A 14,428-nucleotide genomic window follows, 5' to 3' on the forward strand; every position below is an offset into this window, starting at 1 on the left:
GGCCGGGCGAATTGCCTGATTGGGATTCGCTCGATGCCTGCCACAGTTAAGGAACGAGAATGACTTTGAATTTAGCCGATAGCTACCCTGTATTGCCGCTGCGCGACATCGTTGTGTTTCCGCATATGATCGTGCCTCTGTTTGTTGGGCGCGATAAATCTGTGCGCGCGCTTGAGCAGGTGATGACGCAAGACAAGCAAATTTTGCTGTCCTCACAGCGCGACCCCGCAGAGGATGACCCTTCTGAAGATGGGATTTTCCGGGTCGGTGTTTTGGCCAATGTCTTGCAGCTGTTAAAACTTCCTGATGGCACGGTTAAAGTTCTGGTCGAAGGCCGCGCTCGCGTTCAGATTGATCGCTTCATCGGCAATGAGTCTTATTTTGAAGCCGAGGCCAGCCTTTTGGAGGAGACGCAGGGCGATGAGGACATGGTCGCAGCCTTGGTGCGTTCGGTCTCATCTGAGTTTGAGCTCTATGCCAAAGTTAAGAAAAACGTACCCGAGGAGGCGCTGGCGGCCATTGCCGAGACGCGCAATTCAAGCAAGTTGGCCGATCTCGCCTCTGGGCATCTTGGCGTTGAGGTTGAGCAAAAGCAGGAGCTTTTGGAGCTGCTCTGCGTGGCGGAGCGTTTGGAGAAAGTCTACGGTCTGATGCAGGGCGAAATGTCCGTGCTGAAAGTTGAGAAAAAGATCAAGTCGCGGGTCAAAACCCAAATGGAGAAGACCCAGCGCGAATATTATTTGAATGAGCAAATGAAAGCCATTCAAAAAGAATTGGGCGAGGGGGAAGAAGGCGAAGGCGAATTGGCCGAGCTGGAGGCCAAAATTGCACAAACGAAATTGTCCAAGGAAGCCTCTGACAAAGCCGCCGCTGAGTTGAAAAAGCTCAAGAATATGTCCCCGATGTCAGCAGAAGCGACCGTCGTGCGCAATTATCTTGATTGGATGCTGTCTCTGCCCTGGGGTGTGCGCAGCCGGGTCAAGAAAGATCTTACCAAGGCACAGAAGACCCTGGATGATGATCATTATGGGTTGGAGAAGGTCAAAGAGCGCATTGTTGAATATTTGGCCGTGCAACAGCGTTCGCGCAAATTAAAAGGCCCCATCATGTGTTTGGTGGGCCCTCCCGGCGTGGGCAAAACCTCGCTTGGAAAATCAGTTGCCAAAGCCACGGGGCGCGAATTTATTCGTATCTCTTTGGGCGGGGTGCGTGATGAAAGCGAAATTCGCGGTCACCGCCGGACTTACATTGGCTCGATGCCCGGTAAAATTATTCAGGCGTTGAAAAAGGCCAAAACCACCAATCCGCTGATCCTGCTGGATGAGATCGACAAAATGGGTCAGGATTTTCGGGGCGACCCCGCCTCTGCGATGTTGGAGGTGTTGGACCCAGAGCAGAACGCGACCTTCGTGGATCATTATCTGGAGGTGGAATATGATCTGTCTGATGTGATGTTCCTGACCACATCCAACAGCTATAACATGCCTGGCCCCTTGCTGGACCGCATGGAAATCATTCCCTTGGCGGGCTACACTGAAGAGGAAAAGGCTGAGATTGCGCATCGTCATTTGATCCCGAAGCAGGTGAAAAACCACGGGCTGAAGGCCTCTGAGTTTTCTTTGGAGTCTGAGGCGTTGCAAGAAATGATCCGCACCTACACCCGCGAGGCGGGGGTGCGGAATTTGGAACGTGAGATCGGCAAATTGGCCCGCAAAGCTGTCACCAAGATCGTTAAGAAAGAGGTTGAGAGCGTCAATATTTCGGTCGAAAACCTGGATGACTACCTCGGTGTTAAGAAATATCGCTATGGTTTGGCTGAAGACGATCACCAGGTGGGGGTCGTGACGGGTCTGGCCTATACCAGCGTGGGCGGCGATCTGCTGCATATCGAAGCGCTGCGCTTGCCGGGCAAGGGCCGGATGAAGACCACGGGGACTTTGGGCGATGTGATGAAAGAGAGCATCGATGCGGCCAGCTCCTATGTGCGGTCCATTTCACCCGAGATCGGGGTCAAGCCGCCCCGGTTCGACAAGATGGATATCCATGTGCACGTGCCCGAAGGGGCAACGCCCAAGGATGGCCCGTCGGCGGGTCTGGCGATGGTGACGTCGATTGTCTCTGTGTTGACCGGCATTCCCGTGCGCAAAGATATCGCCATGACCGGCGAGGTGACATTGCGCGGCAATGCCTTGCCGATTGGCGGGTTGAAAGAAAAGCTTCTGGCGGCTCTGCGCGGCGGAATCAAAACCGTGCTCATTCCAGCCGAGAACGAGAAAGACCTGCGTGATTTGCCCAAAAGCGTCACGGATGGGTTAGAGATCATTCCCGTCAGCCATGTGTCAGAGGTGTTGAAACATGCTTTGATATCTGCGCCCGAGCCGATTGATTGGGATGAGGCGGCAGAGGATGCAGCCGCGGCCGCCCTTGCGGCAGAGCGTGGCAGCGCCGCTGGCCTCACCGCGCATTGAGTAACCTGCGAAGGCGCTTTAGCGGAGGAGCTAGAGCGCCTTGGACCTCACCTATTCCCTGCGGATTATGCGCGGCGGTGGGCGCCCTATGAGTGCCGCGGCGATCATCCCTTCCTGTCCTGAAGTGCTGGTCCTGCGCCATGGGCAAACGGAATGGAATGCCGAAGGTCGCCTGCAGGGTCATCTCGACAGCCCTTTAACCGAAAAAGGCCTGCGCCAGGCCCAGCGGCAGAATGAAATTTTGCAGCCCTATGATTTGACGGGGTTTCGATTTATCTCCAGCCCCCAGGGGCGCGCGCATATGACGGCGCAAATTGCTCTGGCGGGTCTTGCGGCAGAGATCGAAACCTCAACGGAGTTGATGGAAATCGGCATGGGGGCTTGGGCCGGAACCACCCGCGCTGAGATTGCAGCCGAACGAAAGTGCAGCCTTCATGACCTCGGGCAAACGCAGTTTTATGACTGGGCCCCTGGTGGGGAAGGCACTGCGCGGCTTTACGACCGCTGCGCTGCATTCTTGGCCCAGCTTACCGGGCCGGCGGTTTTGGTCACCCATGGGATGACGTCGCTGTGTTTGCGCCTATGCGCACTTGGTTGGGGGCTGGATCGCTTGGAGGATTTGCCGAGCGGGCAGGGGGTGGTTTACCGGGTCAAAGCCGGCCACCATGACGAGTTATAAAAAACTGAAAAAACCGCTTGCCCCCCAGGCTTGCCCGATCTATATCGCGGCTACCGGGTCGTTAGCTCAGTTGGTAGAGCGCTTCGTTTACACCGAAGATGTCGGGAGTTCGAGCCTCTCACGACCCACCATTTCATCACCCGATCACATCTAAAATCGATCGTGCCGGACGTGCGCCATTTACCTGTCGAAAAGACATTCTTATTATTATCGAAAAATCCACGCGAGATTTTGTCCAATGGTTGTTCTTGTCGTTGCAGGGCAATGGCGCATGTGGGATAACTGCGAGACTCTTTGACGACAGGAATACCTGACATGACTGACTTTTTGACTCGCCGGACAACGATGGTTGATACGCAGATTAGACCGGCGGATGTGACGAAATTTCCCATTATTGACGCCATGCTTCAAGTGCGGCGCGAGGTCTTCGTGCCCGATACCCTACGCGAAACAGCCTATGCGGATGCGATTTTGGATTTGGGCCATGGCCGCATGATCCTTGAGCCGCGCACCTTTGCCAAAATGCTTGATGCTGTGGATATTCAAGGCAATGAGTTGGTTTTGGATCTCGGTTGCGGTCTTGGCTATTCCTCTGCTGTGATTGGAAAGTTCTCGGAAGCTGTTGTTGCTATTGAAGAAAATGAAGCTATGGCCGCTGAGGCGGAGACGAATTTGGCCACTGAGGGCTGTTTGAATGTCGCGGTCGTGCAGGGTATTTTGACCGAAGGCGCTGCGCAACACGCTCCGTTTGACGTGATTGTCGTACAAGGGGCGGTCGAGCACATACCAGAACCCCTGATCGCGCAATTGGCTGAAGGGGGACGCATTGTTGCGGTCTTTAGCCAAAAAGGCCAGGGTGTGGTTCGAGTGGGATATAAGACCGACGGCCAGATGTCGTGGCGTTTTGCTTGTAATGCCTTTGCGCCCGTCTTGAATGGATTTGTGACAGAGCGGAGTTTTGCGCTTTAGAAATTGAAATGATTCTTTTGCCTAGGGGGGCACAAATGTTTGGACGAAAATTCACTGAATTCAGCTGTGCGGCCATTTTGATTTTGGCGACACCCAACTTGACTGCGGCCGAAAGCCTGCGGGACAGCCTGCGCAATGCCTATCAAAACAGCGGTCTATTGGTGCAAAATCGCGCCTTGTTACGCGCTGCGGATGAAAAAGTTGCTGGCGCTGTGGCCGCTTTGCGTCCGGTCATCAGCTGGAGCTCAAAATTTTCTCACAGTTACAATGACGTGGCCAATAGTGACAGTGTGACCACAAGTCTGAACGCCAAATGGCTGCTCTATGATTTTGGCAGTTCTGATTTGCAGACCGACGCGCTGGAAAAAACTGTTTTGGCGACCCGGGAATCATTGGTGTCGATTGAGCAAAATGTGCTTTTGCGTGCTGTGACGGCGCATATGAATTACCGTCGGTCGGTCGAATTTGTGTCACTGCGATCGGCCAATGTGGAATTGATTGAACAAGAATTGCGCGCCGCTCAAGATCGGTTCGAAGTGGGCGAGGTCACGCGAACCGATGTGGCATTGGCGGAGGCGCGTTTGGCAAGTGCGCGCGCGGCGCTTGCGGGGGCACAAGGCGATTTGGCGAAGGCTGCAGCGGAATATCATGCGGTTGTGGGCCGCAAGCCTGGTGATCTTGTAACCCCTTCTAGCCTGCCCAAATTGCCAAAAGACGCGTCTGCGGCCATTGCCACCGCCCGGGCCCATCACCCGAACCTCAAACGCGTACAATATGAGGTGGCGGCGGCTGAGCTTGCGTTAAAGGTCGCGCAGCAGGCTTATCGTCCAAAGTTTGAAGCGGGTGCAGGGCTCTCTAACGTGGATCTCGACAGCTCTTTGACACGCAACCTGAGTTTGACCGTCAGCGGACCAGTTTACAGCAGCGGCGCCATCGCCTCGGCCAGCCGTGCCGCGATGGCACAACGAGACGCAAAGCGGGCAGGGCTGCATGTTGCGGGGCTTGAGGTTGAGCAGGAAGTGCGCAACGCCTTTGTTGTGCTAGAGGTGGCGCGGGCCAAGGGCACGGCGACGGATCGGCAAATTGAGGCGGCCAGCGTGGCCTTTCGCGGTGTGCGCGAAGAAGCCTCTTTAGGAGCACGGACAACTTTGGACGTGCTAAATGCTGAGCAAGAGCTGCTGGATGCGCGCGTGAGCCGCATTTCAACACGAATAGATGAGCAGATCGCGAGTTATAGTCTGCTCGCCGCAATGGGAAAATTAACGGCAACAGAGCTTGATCTCGGGGTGAAAACCTATGACCCGGCGGAATATTACAATCTGGTAAAATCGGCACCGCGCGCCAAAAGCAAGCAGGGCGCGGCGTTGGATCGCGTGCTGCAAGGCCTGGCGGGAAATTGAACCGGGCTGCTGCGCCTGTTATGGGCAAGCCCTGGTGAACAGGAGGTGCTGTGACCCGTAAGGACGACTATCCTATGCCAGACGCTTTGGTTCTGTCCGTGCGCAGGTTAATTTCGGATGCCGCTGTCCCGGATGAGGGCTCTGGGGTGGTCGCCCCTTTGGTCTTGCAAGCCAGCCAGCGGGTGGTGACGCCGTCCTTGGAGCCTATGGTGCTGACACGCGCTGATGGTGCCAGCGCGGATCAAGCGGAGCAAGAGCCGCCCAAACCCGCTGCGCCGCTGTCACATGACCCCGAATATTTGGAGGTCATTGCCAACCTCCGCCGCGCCCTGGCCGGTCCTATGCGCGACGAAGTGTCGAGCGCTGTTCGAACTATGATTGATGATCGTGATCCCTGACATTGGCTTAAACCGCGTCATGCGCTGCGGCGTCTAAGGCGCGATGGGTCTTGCTAAAGCGATCAAAGCATCGACATTGAGATGCTGCTCTATAAAGGCGGCAAGTCGATCCAAAGTGTCCTCCACAGCCGCATCATAGGAGGTGAGCTGCGATTGGGTGCCGAGCATGGTCAAGACCTCTGATCGAAAGCCATCAGAGGCAAAAAGACCGTGCAAATAACAGCCGCGCACCTGACCATCAGCAGAAATCGCTCCCTCATGCCGATTTGCGAGCTTGAGCCATGGGTTTTGGCAATCCGCTCCGCTGCTCTGGCCGAGGTGAATCTCATAGCCGCGCACGGGTGTGTTGGTTTCGGCGCTATGCGCTTCGGTCAAGGATAGGTTTTTCTTGGGACTCATTGTGGTTTCAATATTCAAATAGCCCAACCCATCTATGGAGCGCGGCGCGCCTTCTATTCCGTCTGGGTCATGTACTTTGCGCCCCAGCATTTGATAACCGCCACAAATGCCGATGATTTGACCGCCGCGACGGTGATGCGCCTGCAGATCAATATCCCAGCCATTGGCACGGAAGCTTTCCAGATCACTGATGGTGGATTTGCTGCCGGGCAGGATCACGAGTGATGCGTCACCCGGCAATGGCTGACCCTGTTCAATGATTTCGACGGTCACATTGGGCTCGGCAACCAATGGGTCGAGATCATCGAAATTGGAGATACGCGCCAAACGCGGCACAGCGATTTTGATGGCGCCACCGGCCCGTGTTGCAATATCCATCACATCTTCGGCCGGCAGTTTCCAGGCCTCGGCAAACCATGGTAATACGCCGAGTGACGCCCATCCGGTATGCTCGGCAATGGCGGTCATACCCTCATCAAAGAGCGACACATCCCCTCGAAACTTATTGATTGCAAAACCCGTGATCCTGTTGCGATCTTGGGTCGGCAGAACCGCATGGGTTCCGACCATTTGTGCAATCACCCCACCACGGTCAATGTCACCAATCAAGATCACTGGAACATCGGCGGCCTCTGCGAAACCCATATTGGCAATATCCCCGGAGCGCAGGTTGATTTCAGCCGGGCTTCCGGCCCCCTCTATGACGACAAAATCTGCGCTTTTGGCCAGGCGGTGAAAGGAATCGAGCACCCGTGGCATTAAAGTGGGTTTGAGTGCTGCATAGTCTCGGGCTTTAACAGTGGTGAGCCTTTGGCCTTGAACCACCACCTGCGCCCCAATCTCGGACTCGGGTTTTAACAGCACCGGGTTCATATCGACGATGGCGGGCCGTCCGCAGGCAAGGGCTTGCAGCGCCTGCGCGCGGCCAATCTCGCCACCGTCAACGGTGACAGCGGCATTGTTGGACATATTTTGCGGCTTGAACGGCGCCGGGTGATGGCCGCGCTTGACCAAGGCGCGGCAGATCCCTGCCACCAGGATGGATTTTCCGACATTAGATCCGGCGCCCTGTATCATAATCGCTTTGGTCATACGGCTCTCCCTGGGGCCTGAGCATGTTCGGCCAAAATGGATTCTGCTTTGGCGGTTCTAACATGCTCTAAGCATAGGCAGCGGTTTGAGCATGGGCCATTTAAATGCGGCATTTTTTGCCTTTTTCGGCACTATGATCGCCGAAACGCAAAACGCGCCCCTGTGGGCGCGTTGGCGGTCAAAACCCTTAAGTGGTTTTATGCAGCTTCTGCCTGCTGGCGGCGCTCGCTCTCTTCGCGGCTCAGAGCCACGGAGGTGCGGATGCCTTTTCCGACGAAATCCATGAGGCCAGAGACCACACGTTCGTTGGGATCAATGCCGGCGCAGGAGAGCACTTCGCGCCCATCGCGAGAGCGGGCCCAACGTGCAATCTGCTCAGGTCCGTTGCCATATTTCTTATCGTCCGCAATCGCGTCATCTAATGCAGCCAAGACAACGGCAGCAAAGAGTTTGCGGGCACGGTTGCCCTGTTCGTTGTTAAAGGCGTTTCCGTCGACGAAATCTTTCATCTCGTGTCCTTTTAATTCTTACTCTTGAACTTTTCGATCTGCGTTCCTTATGCAGCATCGAAAACGATTCGGGTGGTCTCTTTCGGAATATCTGCCATGCACCCAACGCATAGCTCAGCTTCCAACCGCGGCCTCAGTCGTGGCTTGAAACCGCATCCTCGCTTCGATATAGGCGGTGTTAAATCAAATTCAACCTTTTACTCAAGGTCTTAATACATGCCAAAGATTAACGGAAATGAAATACGAATCGGCAATGTGCTTGAGCACAATGGCGGCCTCTGGAGCGCGGTGAAGGTCGACCACGTAAAGCCCGGAAAAGGCGGGGCTTTTGCTCAGGTTGAGATGCGCAATCTGCGCAATGGATCGAAATTAAACGAGCGATTCCGCTCCGCTGACAAAGTGGAAAAGGTACGTTTGGAGCAAAAGGATCAGCAGTTTTTGTACGAAAATGACGGCATGTTGGTGTTTATGGATATGGAAACCTATGACCAAATCGAGCTGCCGGCGGAGCTGCTTGGTGATCGCCGTCCGTTTTTACAAGACGGGATGACCGTCCAGATTGAATATCATGAGGCCGAAGCGCTTCATGCCACACTGCCGCAAAAGGTGACGTGCAAAATCGTTGAGACAGAGCCTGTGGTCAAAGGTCAAACTGCGGCCAATTCCTTTAAGCCTGCTGTTTTAGACAATGGATTGAAAGTTATGGTGCCGCCCTTCGTGGGGCAGGATGAGTTGATCATCGTAGACACGATTTCGATGGAATACACAGAACGGGCCTAAGGGGTGATGATCGCAAAGCCCGCTACCATCTCAGGGGCGATGCGATCAAAGCGCAGGTAGGCCAATGCAAGCCCGCCCTGCTGTGTATATAACACGCCGGCGGGTTTTTCATTGGCAAGAATGGCAGTGCCAATCGGTGCTGATCCTGAGATCTTCACTTGCCGCAGGCCTTTGCGGAGCTCGGTTTTATGTTTCATGCGCGCAACGATTTCTTGTCCGACATAGCAGCCTTTTTTGAAATCCACCCCGTTGAGACGCTCGAAATCCATTTCTAGGATAAAGCGGTCTGGAGTTAGCTCTATTCCGGTTTCAGGAATGATATGCGCCACGCGCAAGGCTGGCCAATCGATGACACCTGCCTCTTGCCGCCCGTAGGCGCGCCAGCCCAAATTGGGATCACGCGGATCGGCAAATCCATCCGGCGGGAGGGTGCCCAATCCGCAGCATAGGTCGATATTCACTTCGGCAATTTGAACATCTGCGCGCAGGCGGTACATATTGAGGCGCATGTTAAGGCCGGAGCAAATCTCTGTGGCCACGTCGATGAGCAGATCATCTGGCCGCTGCAACACGAAAAAATCTGCAAGATATTTGCCCTGTGGTGTCAACAACGCGGTGTAATGCAATCCGGGTGCGGAGACGTCATTGGTCACAAGATTTTGCAAAAAGAAGGTCCGGTCAGCACCGGTGACTTGAAGAATGCTGCGGGGCTGTTCGGGCTGTGCCATGGGTATTCCTTTGTCTGTGCTTTCCATATAAGCTGTTTTGACCGCAAAGCCAGAGGCCTCATGTCTGCACCGATTTCCGTTGTTATCCCAACGCTTAATTCTGCCAACAGCCTGCCGGCGACCCTTTTGTCGTTGATGGAGGGATTGGATGCTGGATTGATCTGTGAGGTGGTTGTCTCCGATGGTGGATCGACAGATGCCAGCGGTGCTATCGCCTTGGCCTGGGGCGCGGAGATTGTGACCGGTGCCGCCTCGCGCGGCGGGCAATTGCGCCGCGGGGTGGCGGCCACGCGCGGCGCATGGGTGATGGTCTTGCATGCGGATACGATCTTGCAGGAGGGCTGGGCCGCGCAGGTAAAAGCCGCTATGCAGCAAGGCCCTTTGTGTTTTTCACTGGCCTTCCGTGCCAGAGGTTTTGCGGCCCGATGGGTGGCAGCTTGGGCGAATTTGCGCAGTGACCTTTTCGGTCTTCCTTACGGGGATCAGGGGCTCGTCCTGCGCCGGAGTGATTATGACCGGTCGGGAGGCTATCCAGATCAGCCGCTGATGGAAGATGTGGCGCTGGTGCGGGCCTTAAAGGGGAAAATCCACCGACTGCCAGCCCATGCCTTCACGCGCGCCGACAAATATCAGCAGCAGGGGTGGTTGCGCCGTGGGGCGAAGAACCTTGGCCTTTTGTTGCGATATGTCTTGGGTGCCAATCCCGACGATTTAGCGCGGCGGTATCGCAAGCCGTAGCAAAGGCCTTCACCTCCTGCATTGCGCCAGATAAAAGACGCCGCCGCCGCCGGCCCTACTGGCTCTCCGAGTGATCAAATTGCAAGCGGCAGAGGTCCGAATAATGTCCACCAGCCGCAATCAGCTCTGCATGGGTGCCGCGCTCAATCACCCGGCCTTTGTCCATAACGATGATATGATCGGCAGAGACAATGGTCGACAGGCGGTGGGCGATGACCAAAGTGGTGCGGTTTGCGGAGAGTTTTTCTAATGCGTCTTGCACAAGAACTTCTGATTGGGTGTCAAGCGCTGAGGTGGCCTCATCCAACAGTAAAATGGGCGTATCGCGCAGAAGCGCGCGCGCGATGGCGACTCGTTGACGCTGCCCGCCGGACAGATTTGTGCCGCGTGGCCCAACTTCGGTGTCCATGCCTTGGGCCAAACTGGGCAGGAAATCGGCAACATGTGCTGCTGAGATCACCTCATTGAGTTTCGATGGATCGATTTCGTGCGCATCAAGTATGATGTTTTCCCCAAGGGTTTCATCAAACAGCAGGCTGTCTTGCGACACCACTGAGATACAGGCCCGAAGGGCGCTGGGATCGATGTCTGTATTTGCAAGGCCGGAGATTGTGATCTCACCCGCGCTATGGGCGTAAAGCCGGGTGAGCGCATTGAAAATCGTTGTCTTGCCCGCGCCTGAGGCCCCGACAATTGCAGTGGTTTTCCCAGCAGGCGCGCGGAAGGAGACGTCGCGCAGCACGGGCGTTTCGCCAAACTCTAAACTGACGTTCTTGAACTCAATATCGCCAAAGGGCTGAACGGGTTTTGGATGATCCGGGCCGAGCAGCGTTGGCTGATGGTTGAAAATATCTCGCATTCTTTGGATGGATACAGAGGCAGCATTGATCAGCCCAGAGATGCCGGCCAAGCGGCGCAGCGGTTCAAATGCCAATCCTAATGCGCTGAAGAAGGCCATGAATTGCCCGACCGTTTTGGCACCGCTGATGATTTCATAGCCGCCGTAAATGATTACGCAGGCAAAACCGATGCCACTCATCACATCCACCAGTGAGGGGATTACGGCCGTGCCAAAGAGAGTTTTGATCTCTACTTCAATCTGCCGTTTCGTTAGGGCACGATAGCGGTCGGTGTAGTAGCGCTCCAAACCATTGAGCTTAATCGTTCCCACGCCGTGGAAAGCTTCATTGAGGCGCGTGGCCATAGTGCCGGCGACTTCTCGGGCTTTCACGGCCTGTTTGCGCGTGTAGCGTTGCGCGACAAGCGAAGGGAACAATAGCAAGGGTGCGCCGATCAATGCCGCAAAGGTCCAGAACCAATCTATTGAGAGCATGACCGCAAAAAGCGATATCAGCCCGATGAGATCGCGGGCCGCGCCGCGCACCAAAAGCGCCCATATTCCCGCCACCGCCTGCACATCGCCATTGACCCGCTCCATCAAATATCCCGGTGCATAGCGGGAGAAAAAGCTGAGATCTAAGTGCAGCAAGTGGCGCAGCAAATCATTTTGCAAATCGGCTACGGATTGCTTGGCAATTTTCGTCATGAGCACTCGATGTACGACGGAGAGCACGCCTCGGATCAAAAATAAACCCAAGACAATACCGCCCACCAACCACAGTTGGCTTTTGCTGCCGCCAGCGAAGACCCCGTCAAATAGAGGCTGCATCATCCATGCAAGCCCGCCCACCATGCTGCCTTCGATCATCATCAACACGACGATAATCGCCAAGACCCACATATGGCGTCGCAGATATTCGCGCCAGAGCCAAAGGAACAAGGCGCCTTGCTTTATGTCTTTTGGGGAAGATGATTTCATGTCCATAGGCGCCTGTTAGTGCTTTGTTTGAGTTGCTGCAAGGGACGGCAGCTTGACGCGGCAGTAAACCGCGAATACCGATAAGCCATCATAATCGAGGTGAAATTATATGTCACTGTCCCAAGGCCGCTCCTATCTCGCCATCCCGGGCCCTTCGGTCATGCCCGAGCGTGTTTTGCGCGCGATGCATCAACCCTGCCCAAATATCTATGAGGGCGGATTGATTGAGCTGACCCATAGTTTGATTCCCGATCTGAAACATCTGGCCAGCACGTCCGGGCAGGCGGCAATCTATATCGCCAATGGCCATGGTGCTTGGGAGGCCGCTGTCTCTAATGTGTTGGCCGCTGGCGATACGGTCTTGGTCTTGGCAACCGGACGGTTTTGCGAAGGCTGGGGCGAAATGGCCCGCGCGCTTGGGGTCACTGTGGAAACCTTGGATTTTGGCAATCGCGCGACGATTGACTTGGCGCAGGTCGAGGCCCATCTTGCCGCCGATCGCTCTGGCCGCATCAAAGCTGTGATGGCGGTCCAGGTGGACACATCGACCTCTGTGCTCAACGATATTGCCGCTCTGCGGCGCAGTTTGGATGCCGCGGGGCATGGGGCTTTGCTCATGGTGGATTGTATCGCCAGCCTGGGCTGCGATAAGTTTTTAATGGATGAATGGGGCGTCGATCTCATGGTCACAGCCTGTCAAAAAGGCCTGATGACCCCGCCGGGCATTTCCTTTGTGTTTTTCTCTGATAAGGCTGCCGCGGCACGCAATGCGATGACCCGGGTGAGTTCATATTGGGACTGGAATGCGCGCATAAATCCCGAATATTTTTATCAATATTTCTGCGGCACTGCGCCAACGCAGCATTTGCTGGGGTTGCGGGAGGCTTTGGATATGATTCTCGAGGAAGAATTACGTCATGTCTGGGCGCGGCATGAGGCGATTGCGCGGGCGGTTTGGGCGGCTTGCGACGCTTGGGGTAAAGGCGGGCCATTGGCGATGAATATCGCCGATCCGGCTCTGCGCAGCCACGCTGTCACGGCGCTTTCGATTGAGGCGCCCAATGGGCTGAATTTGCGCCGCTGGACAGAGCATCAGGCCGGGCTGACGCTGGGCATAGGGTTGAATATGGCCACAGATGACGATCCGAATGCGGATGGGTTTTTCCGCATTGGGCATATGGGGCATGTCAATGCGCAGATGATCATGGGAACGCTTGGCGCCATCCAATCGGGCATGATGGCCTTAGATATTCCCCATGGTAAGGGGGGATTGGAGGCCGCGGCGCGTTTGCTGGCAGAGGCGACCCGCGGCTAGCCTAGGCCGATCTTGCGGCTTTCAGGGCTTCGGGCAAGGCTTTTGCAACCAAATCCATCGCCGCTTCATCGCCGCAAGAGATGCGAATGCAACGGTTCATCGGTGCCACGAAAGGCATGCGGATAAACAAAGCGCGTGCGATCATCTGCTCGAGAACTGAGCGGGCAAAATCGCCATCTCTGCCGCAATCTATCGTGACGAAATTTGTGGCTGAGGGCAGGGCAATGAGGCCATTGTCTTGGGCAATCTGCGCGAGGGTCTCGCGGCTTTTCGCCACTTTTTGCTTGATGCCGTCCACATAGGCCTGGTCTTTGAGGGCCGCCAAGGCTCCGGCCTGCGAAATTCGCGACAGGCCGAAATGATTGCGCAGTTTGTCGAAGGCACAGATCAGCGATTTTGGCCCAATGGCATAGCCCACGCGCGCTCCCGCCATCCCATAGGCTTTGGAAAAGGTCCGCAGACGGATCACATTGTCTGTTTCGGGCCGCAAGTCGGGCGCAGTGCCGTTTGGCGCCAATTCAATATAGGCTTCATCGAGCACCAAGAGGCTAGACTTGGGTAAATTATCAATCAATTCTTGCACAGTATCAGCGCTGTGCCAGCTGCCCATTGGATTGTCAGGATTGGCGAAATAGACCAGTTTCGCGCCCAATAGGCGGGCCTGCTCGGCAAGGCCCCGGGGGTCTTCGTGATCATCCAGATATGGCACCATATGCAGGGTGCCGCCATTGCCGGCGGCATGATAATTAAACGTCGGATAGGCCCCGTGGGAGGTGAGGATGGCATCTCCAGATGCAACGGTCAGGCGGGTCAAGGTCAATAAGAGACCGTCAATGCCTTCGCCGAGGGTGATATGGCCCGGATCAATGTTGTGATGCGCGGCCAGCGCTTGTTTCAGATCATGATTTTCCGGGTCGCCATATTGCCAAACCTCCTGCGCCGCTTGTGCCATCGCCTCGATTGAACGGGGCGAGGGGCCAAATTGGCTTTCATTGGCGCCCAGCCTGGCCGAGAAAGCCCGGCCCAAGGCCCTCTCTTGGGTTTCTGGTCCGACAAAGGGGACGCTGGCTGGCAAGGATTTGGCCAAGGCGGTGAGCGCATTATGTGACATGGCACGGTCTCCAGGCAAAAAGA

At 55.6% G+C, this 14,428-nt stretch carries 13 protein-coding genes and 1 tRNA gene; 9 read left to right on the plus strand and 5 right to left on the minus strand.

Annotation, left to right across the window (positions count from 1 at the left end):
• Positions 1-59: 59 nt before the first annotated feature.
• From lon to RCA23_RS04960, 6 genes are all read left to right on the plus strand, one after another.
• Positions 60-2,468 carry an endopeptidase La gene (gene lon / locus RCA23_RS04935; RefSeq protein WP_044049361.1) on the plus strand — a complete coding sequence of 803 codons (2,409 nt, stop codon included), beginning with the start codon at positions 60-62 and terminating at the stop codon, positions 2,466-2,468.
• 40 nt (positions 2,469-2,508) lie between these two features.
• Complete coding sequence (locus RCA23_RS04940; protein ID WP_236631396.1) at positions 2,509-3,147, plus strand: histidine phosphatase family protein; 639 nt, start codon at positions 2,509-2,511, stop codon at positions 3,145-3,147.
• 55 nt (positions 3,148-3,202) lie between these two features.
• Positions 3,203-3,278 (plus strand) — tRNA-Val (locus RCA23_RS04945).
• Positions 3,279-3,462: 184 nt separating this feature from the next.
• Complete coding sequence (locus RCA23_RS04950; protein ID WP_044049362.1) at positions 3,463-4,116, plus strand: protein-L-isoaspartate O-methyltransferase family protein; 654 nt, start codon at positions 3,463-3,465, stop codon at positions 4,114-4,116.
• 35 nt (positions 4,117-4,151) lie between these two features.
• Positions 4,152-5,516 carry a TolC family outer membrane protein gene (locus RCA23_RS04955; RefSeq protein WP_052377043.1) on the plus strand — a complete coding sequence of 455 codons (1,365 nt, stop codon included), beginning with the start codon at positions 4,152-4,154 and terminating at the stop codon, positions 5,514-5,516.
• Positions 5,517-5,566: 50 nt separating this feature from the next.
• Positions 5,567-5,914 (plus strand): hypothetical protein, encoded by a 348-nt coding sequence (locus tag RCA23_RS04960; RefSeq protein WP_169701335.1) that lies wholly within the window; start codon positions 5,567-5,569, stop codon positions 5,912-5,914.
• Between the two features lie 33 nt (positions 5,915-5,947).
• Here the strand turns inward: RCA23_RS04960 and RCA23_RS04965 are convergent, their stop codons facing one another.
• Positions 5,948-7,405, minus strand: coding sequence for a cobyric acid synthase (locus RCA23_RS04965; RefSeq protein ID WP_044049364.1), 1,458 nt, complete (start codon positions 7,403-7,405; stop codon positions 5,948-5,950).
• Between the two features lie 197 nt (positions 7,406-7,602).
• A complete protein-coding gene (locus tag RCA23_RS04970) occupies positions 7,603-7,914 on the minus strand; it encodes a DUF6280 family protein (RefSeq protein ID WP_044049365.1) in 312 nt (103 codons plus the stop codon).
• A gap of 216 nt (positions 7,915-8,130) precedes the next feature.
• Between RCA23_RS04970 and efp the strand changes: the two genes are divergently transcribed.
• Positions 8,131-8,694 (plus strand): elongation factor P, encoded by a 564-nt coding sequence (gene efp / locus RCA23_RS04975; RefSeq protein WP_044049366.1) that lies wholly within the window; start codon positions 8,131-8,133, stop codon positions 8,692-8,694.
• Here efp and ygfZ read toward each other — a convergent pair.
• A complete protein-coding gene (gene ygfZ / locus RCA23_RS04980) occupies positions 8,691-9,422 on the minus strand; it encodes a CAF17-like 4Fe-4S cluster assembly/insertion protein YgfZ (RefSeq protein WP_044051302.1) in 732 nt (243 codons plus the stop codon). The two genes, efp and ygfZ, sit on opposite strands and share 4 nt — an antisense overlap.
• Before the next feature lie 60 nt (positions 9,423-9,482).
• On the opposite strand from ygfZ, the gene RCA23_RS04985 reads away from it, so the two are divergent.
• Complete coding sequence (locus tag RCA23_RS04985; protein ID WP_044049367.1) at positions 9,483-10,160, plus strand: TIGR04283 family arsenosugar biosynthesis glycosyltransferase; 678 nt, start codon at positions 9,483-9,485, stop codon at positions 10,158-10,160.
• Between the two features lie 55 nt (positions 10,161-10,215).
• Here RCA23_RS04985 and RCA23_RS04990 read toward each other — a convergent pair whose 3' ends face one another.
• Positions 10,216-11,979: an ABC transporter transmembrane domain-containing protein gene (locus RCA23_RS04990; protein ID WP_044051303.1), complete on the minus strand. Its 1,764-nt coding sequence runs from the start codon at positions 11,977-11,979 to the stop codon at positions 10,216-10,218.
• Between the two features lie 109 nt (positions 11,980-12,088).
• Here RCA23_RS04990 and RCA23_RS04995 point away from each other — a divergent pair, with 109 nt between their 5' ends.
• The gene (locus RCA23_RS04995; protein ID WP_044049368.1) at positions 12,089-13,294 is read left to right on the plus strand and encodes a pyridoxal-phosphate-dependent aminotransferase family protein; all 1,206 of its coding nucleotides are present in this window, start codon (positions 12,089-12,091) and stop codon (positions 13,292-13,294) included.
• 1 nt (position 13,295) lies between these two features.
• On the opposite strand, the gene RCA23_RS05000 is transcribed toward RCA23_RS04995, so the two are convergent.
• Positions 13,296-14,405 (minus strand): pyridoxal phosphate-dependent aminotransferase, encoded by a 1,110-nt coding sequence (locus tag RCA23_RS05000; RefSeq protein ID WP_044049369.1) that lies wholly within the window; start codon positions 14,403-14,405, stop codon positions 13,296-13,298.
• Positions 14,406-14,428: the final 23 nt, after the last annotated feature.

The organism is Planktomarina temperata RCA23 (genome assembly GCF_000738435.1).
In the GTDB taxonomy this organism is placed as follows: Bacteria; Pseudomonadota; Alphaproteobacteria; order Rhodobacterales; family Rhodobacteraceae; genus Planktomarina; species Planktomarina temperata.

Coding starts and splice junctions, on each gene's coding strand:
- lon (WP_044049361.1), top strand. CDS start 60: ATGACTTTGAATTTAGCCGATAGCTACCCTGTATTGCCGCTGCGCGAC.
- RCA23_RS04970 (WP_044049365.1), bottom strand. CDS start 7,914: ATGAAAGATTTCGTCGACGGAAACGCCTTTAACAACGAACAGGGCAAC.
- ygfZ (WP_044051302.1), bottom strand. CDS start 9,422: ATGGCACAGCCCGAACAGCCCCGCAGCATTCTTCAAGTCACCGGTGCT.
- RCA23_RS04965 (WP_044049364.1), bottom strand. CDS start 7,405: ATGACCAAAGCGATTATGATACAGGGCGCCGGATCTAATGTCGGAAAA.
- RCA23_RS04985 (WP_044049367.1), top strand. CDS start 9,483: ATGTCTGCACCGATTTCCGTTGTTATCCCAACGCTTAATTCTGCCAAC.
- RCA23_RS04955 (WP_052377043.1), top strand. CDS start 4,152: ATGTTTGGACGAAAATTCACTGAATTCAGCTGTGCGGCCATTTTGATT.
- RCA23_RS05000 (WP_044049369.1), bottom strand. CDS start 14,405: ATGTCACATAATGCGCTCACCGCCTTGGCCAAATCCTTGCCAGCCAGC.
- efp (WP_044049366.1), top strand. CDS start 8,131: ATGCCAAAGATTAACGGAAATGAAATACGAATCGGCAATGTGCTTGAG.
- RCA23_RS04990 (WP_044051303.1), bottom strand. CDS start 11,979: ATGAAATCATCTTCCCCAAAAGACATAAAGCAAGGCGCCTTGTTCCTT.
- RCA23_RS04995 (WP_044049368.1), top strand. CDS start 12,089: ATGTCACTGTCCCAAGGCCGCTCCTATCTCGCCATCCCGGGCCCTTCG.
- RCA23_RS04950 (WP_044049362.1), top strand. CDS start 3,463: ATGACTGACTTTTTGACTCGCCGGACAACGATGGTTGATACGCAGATT.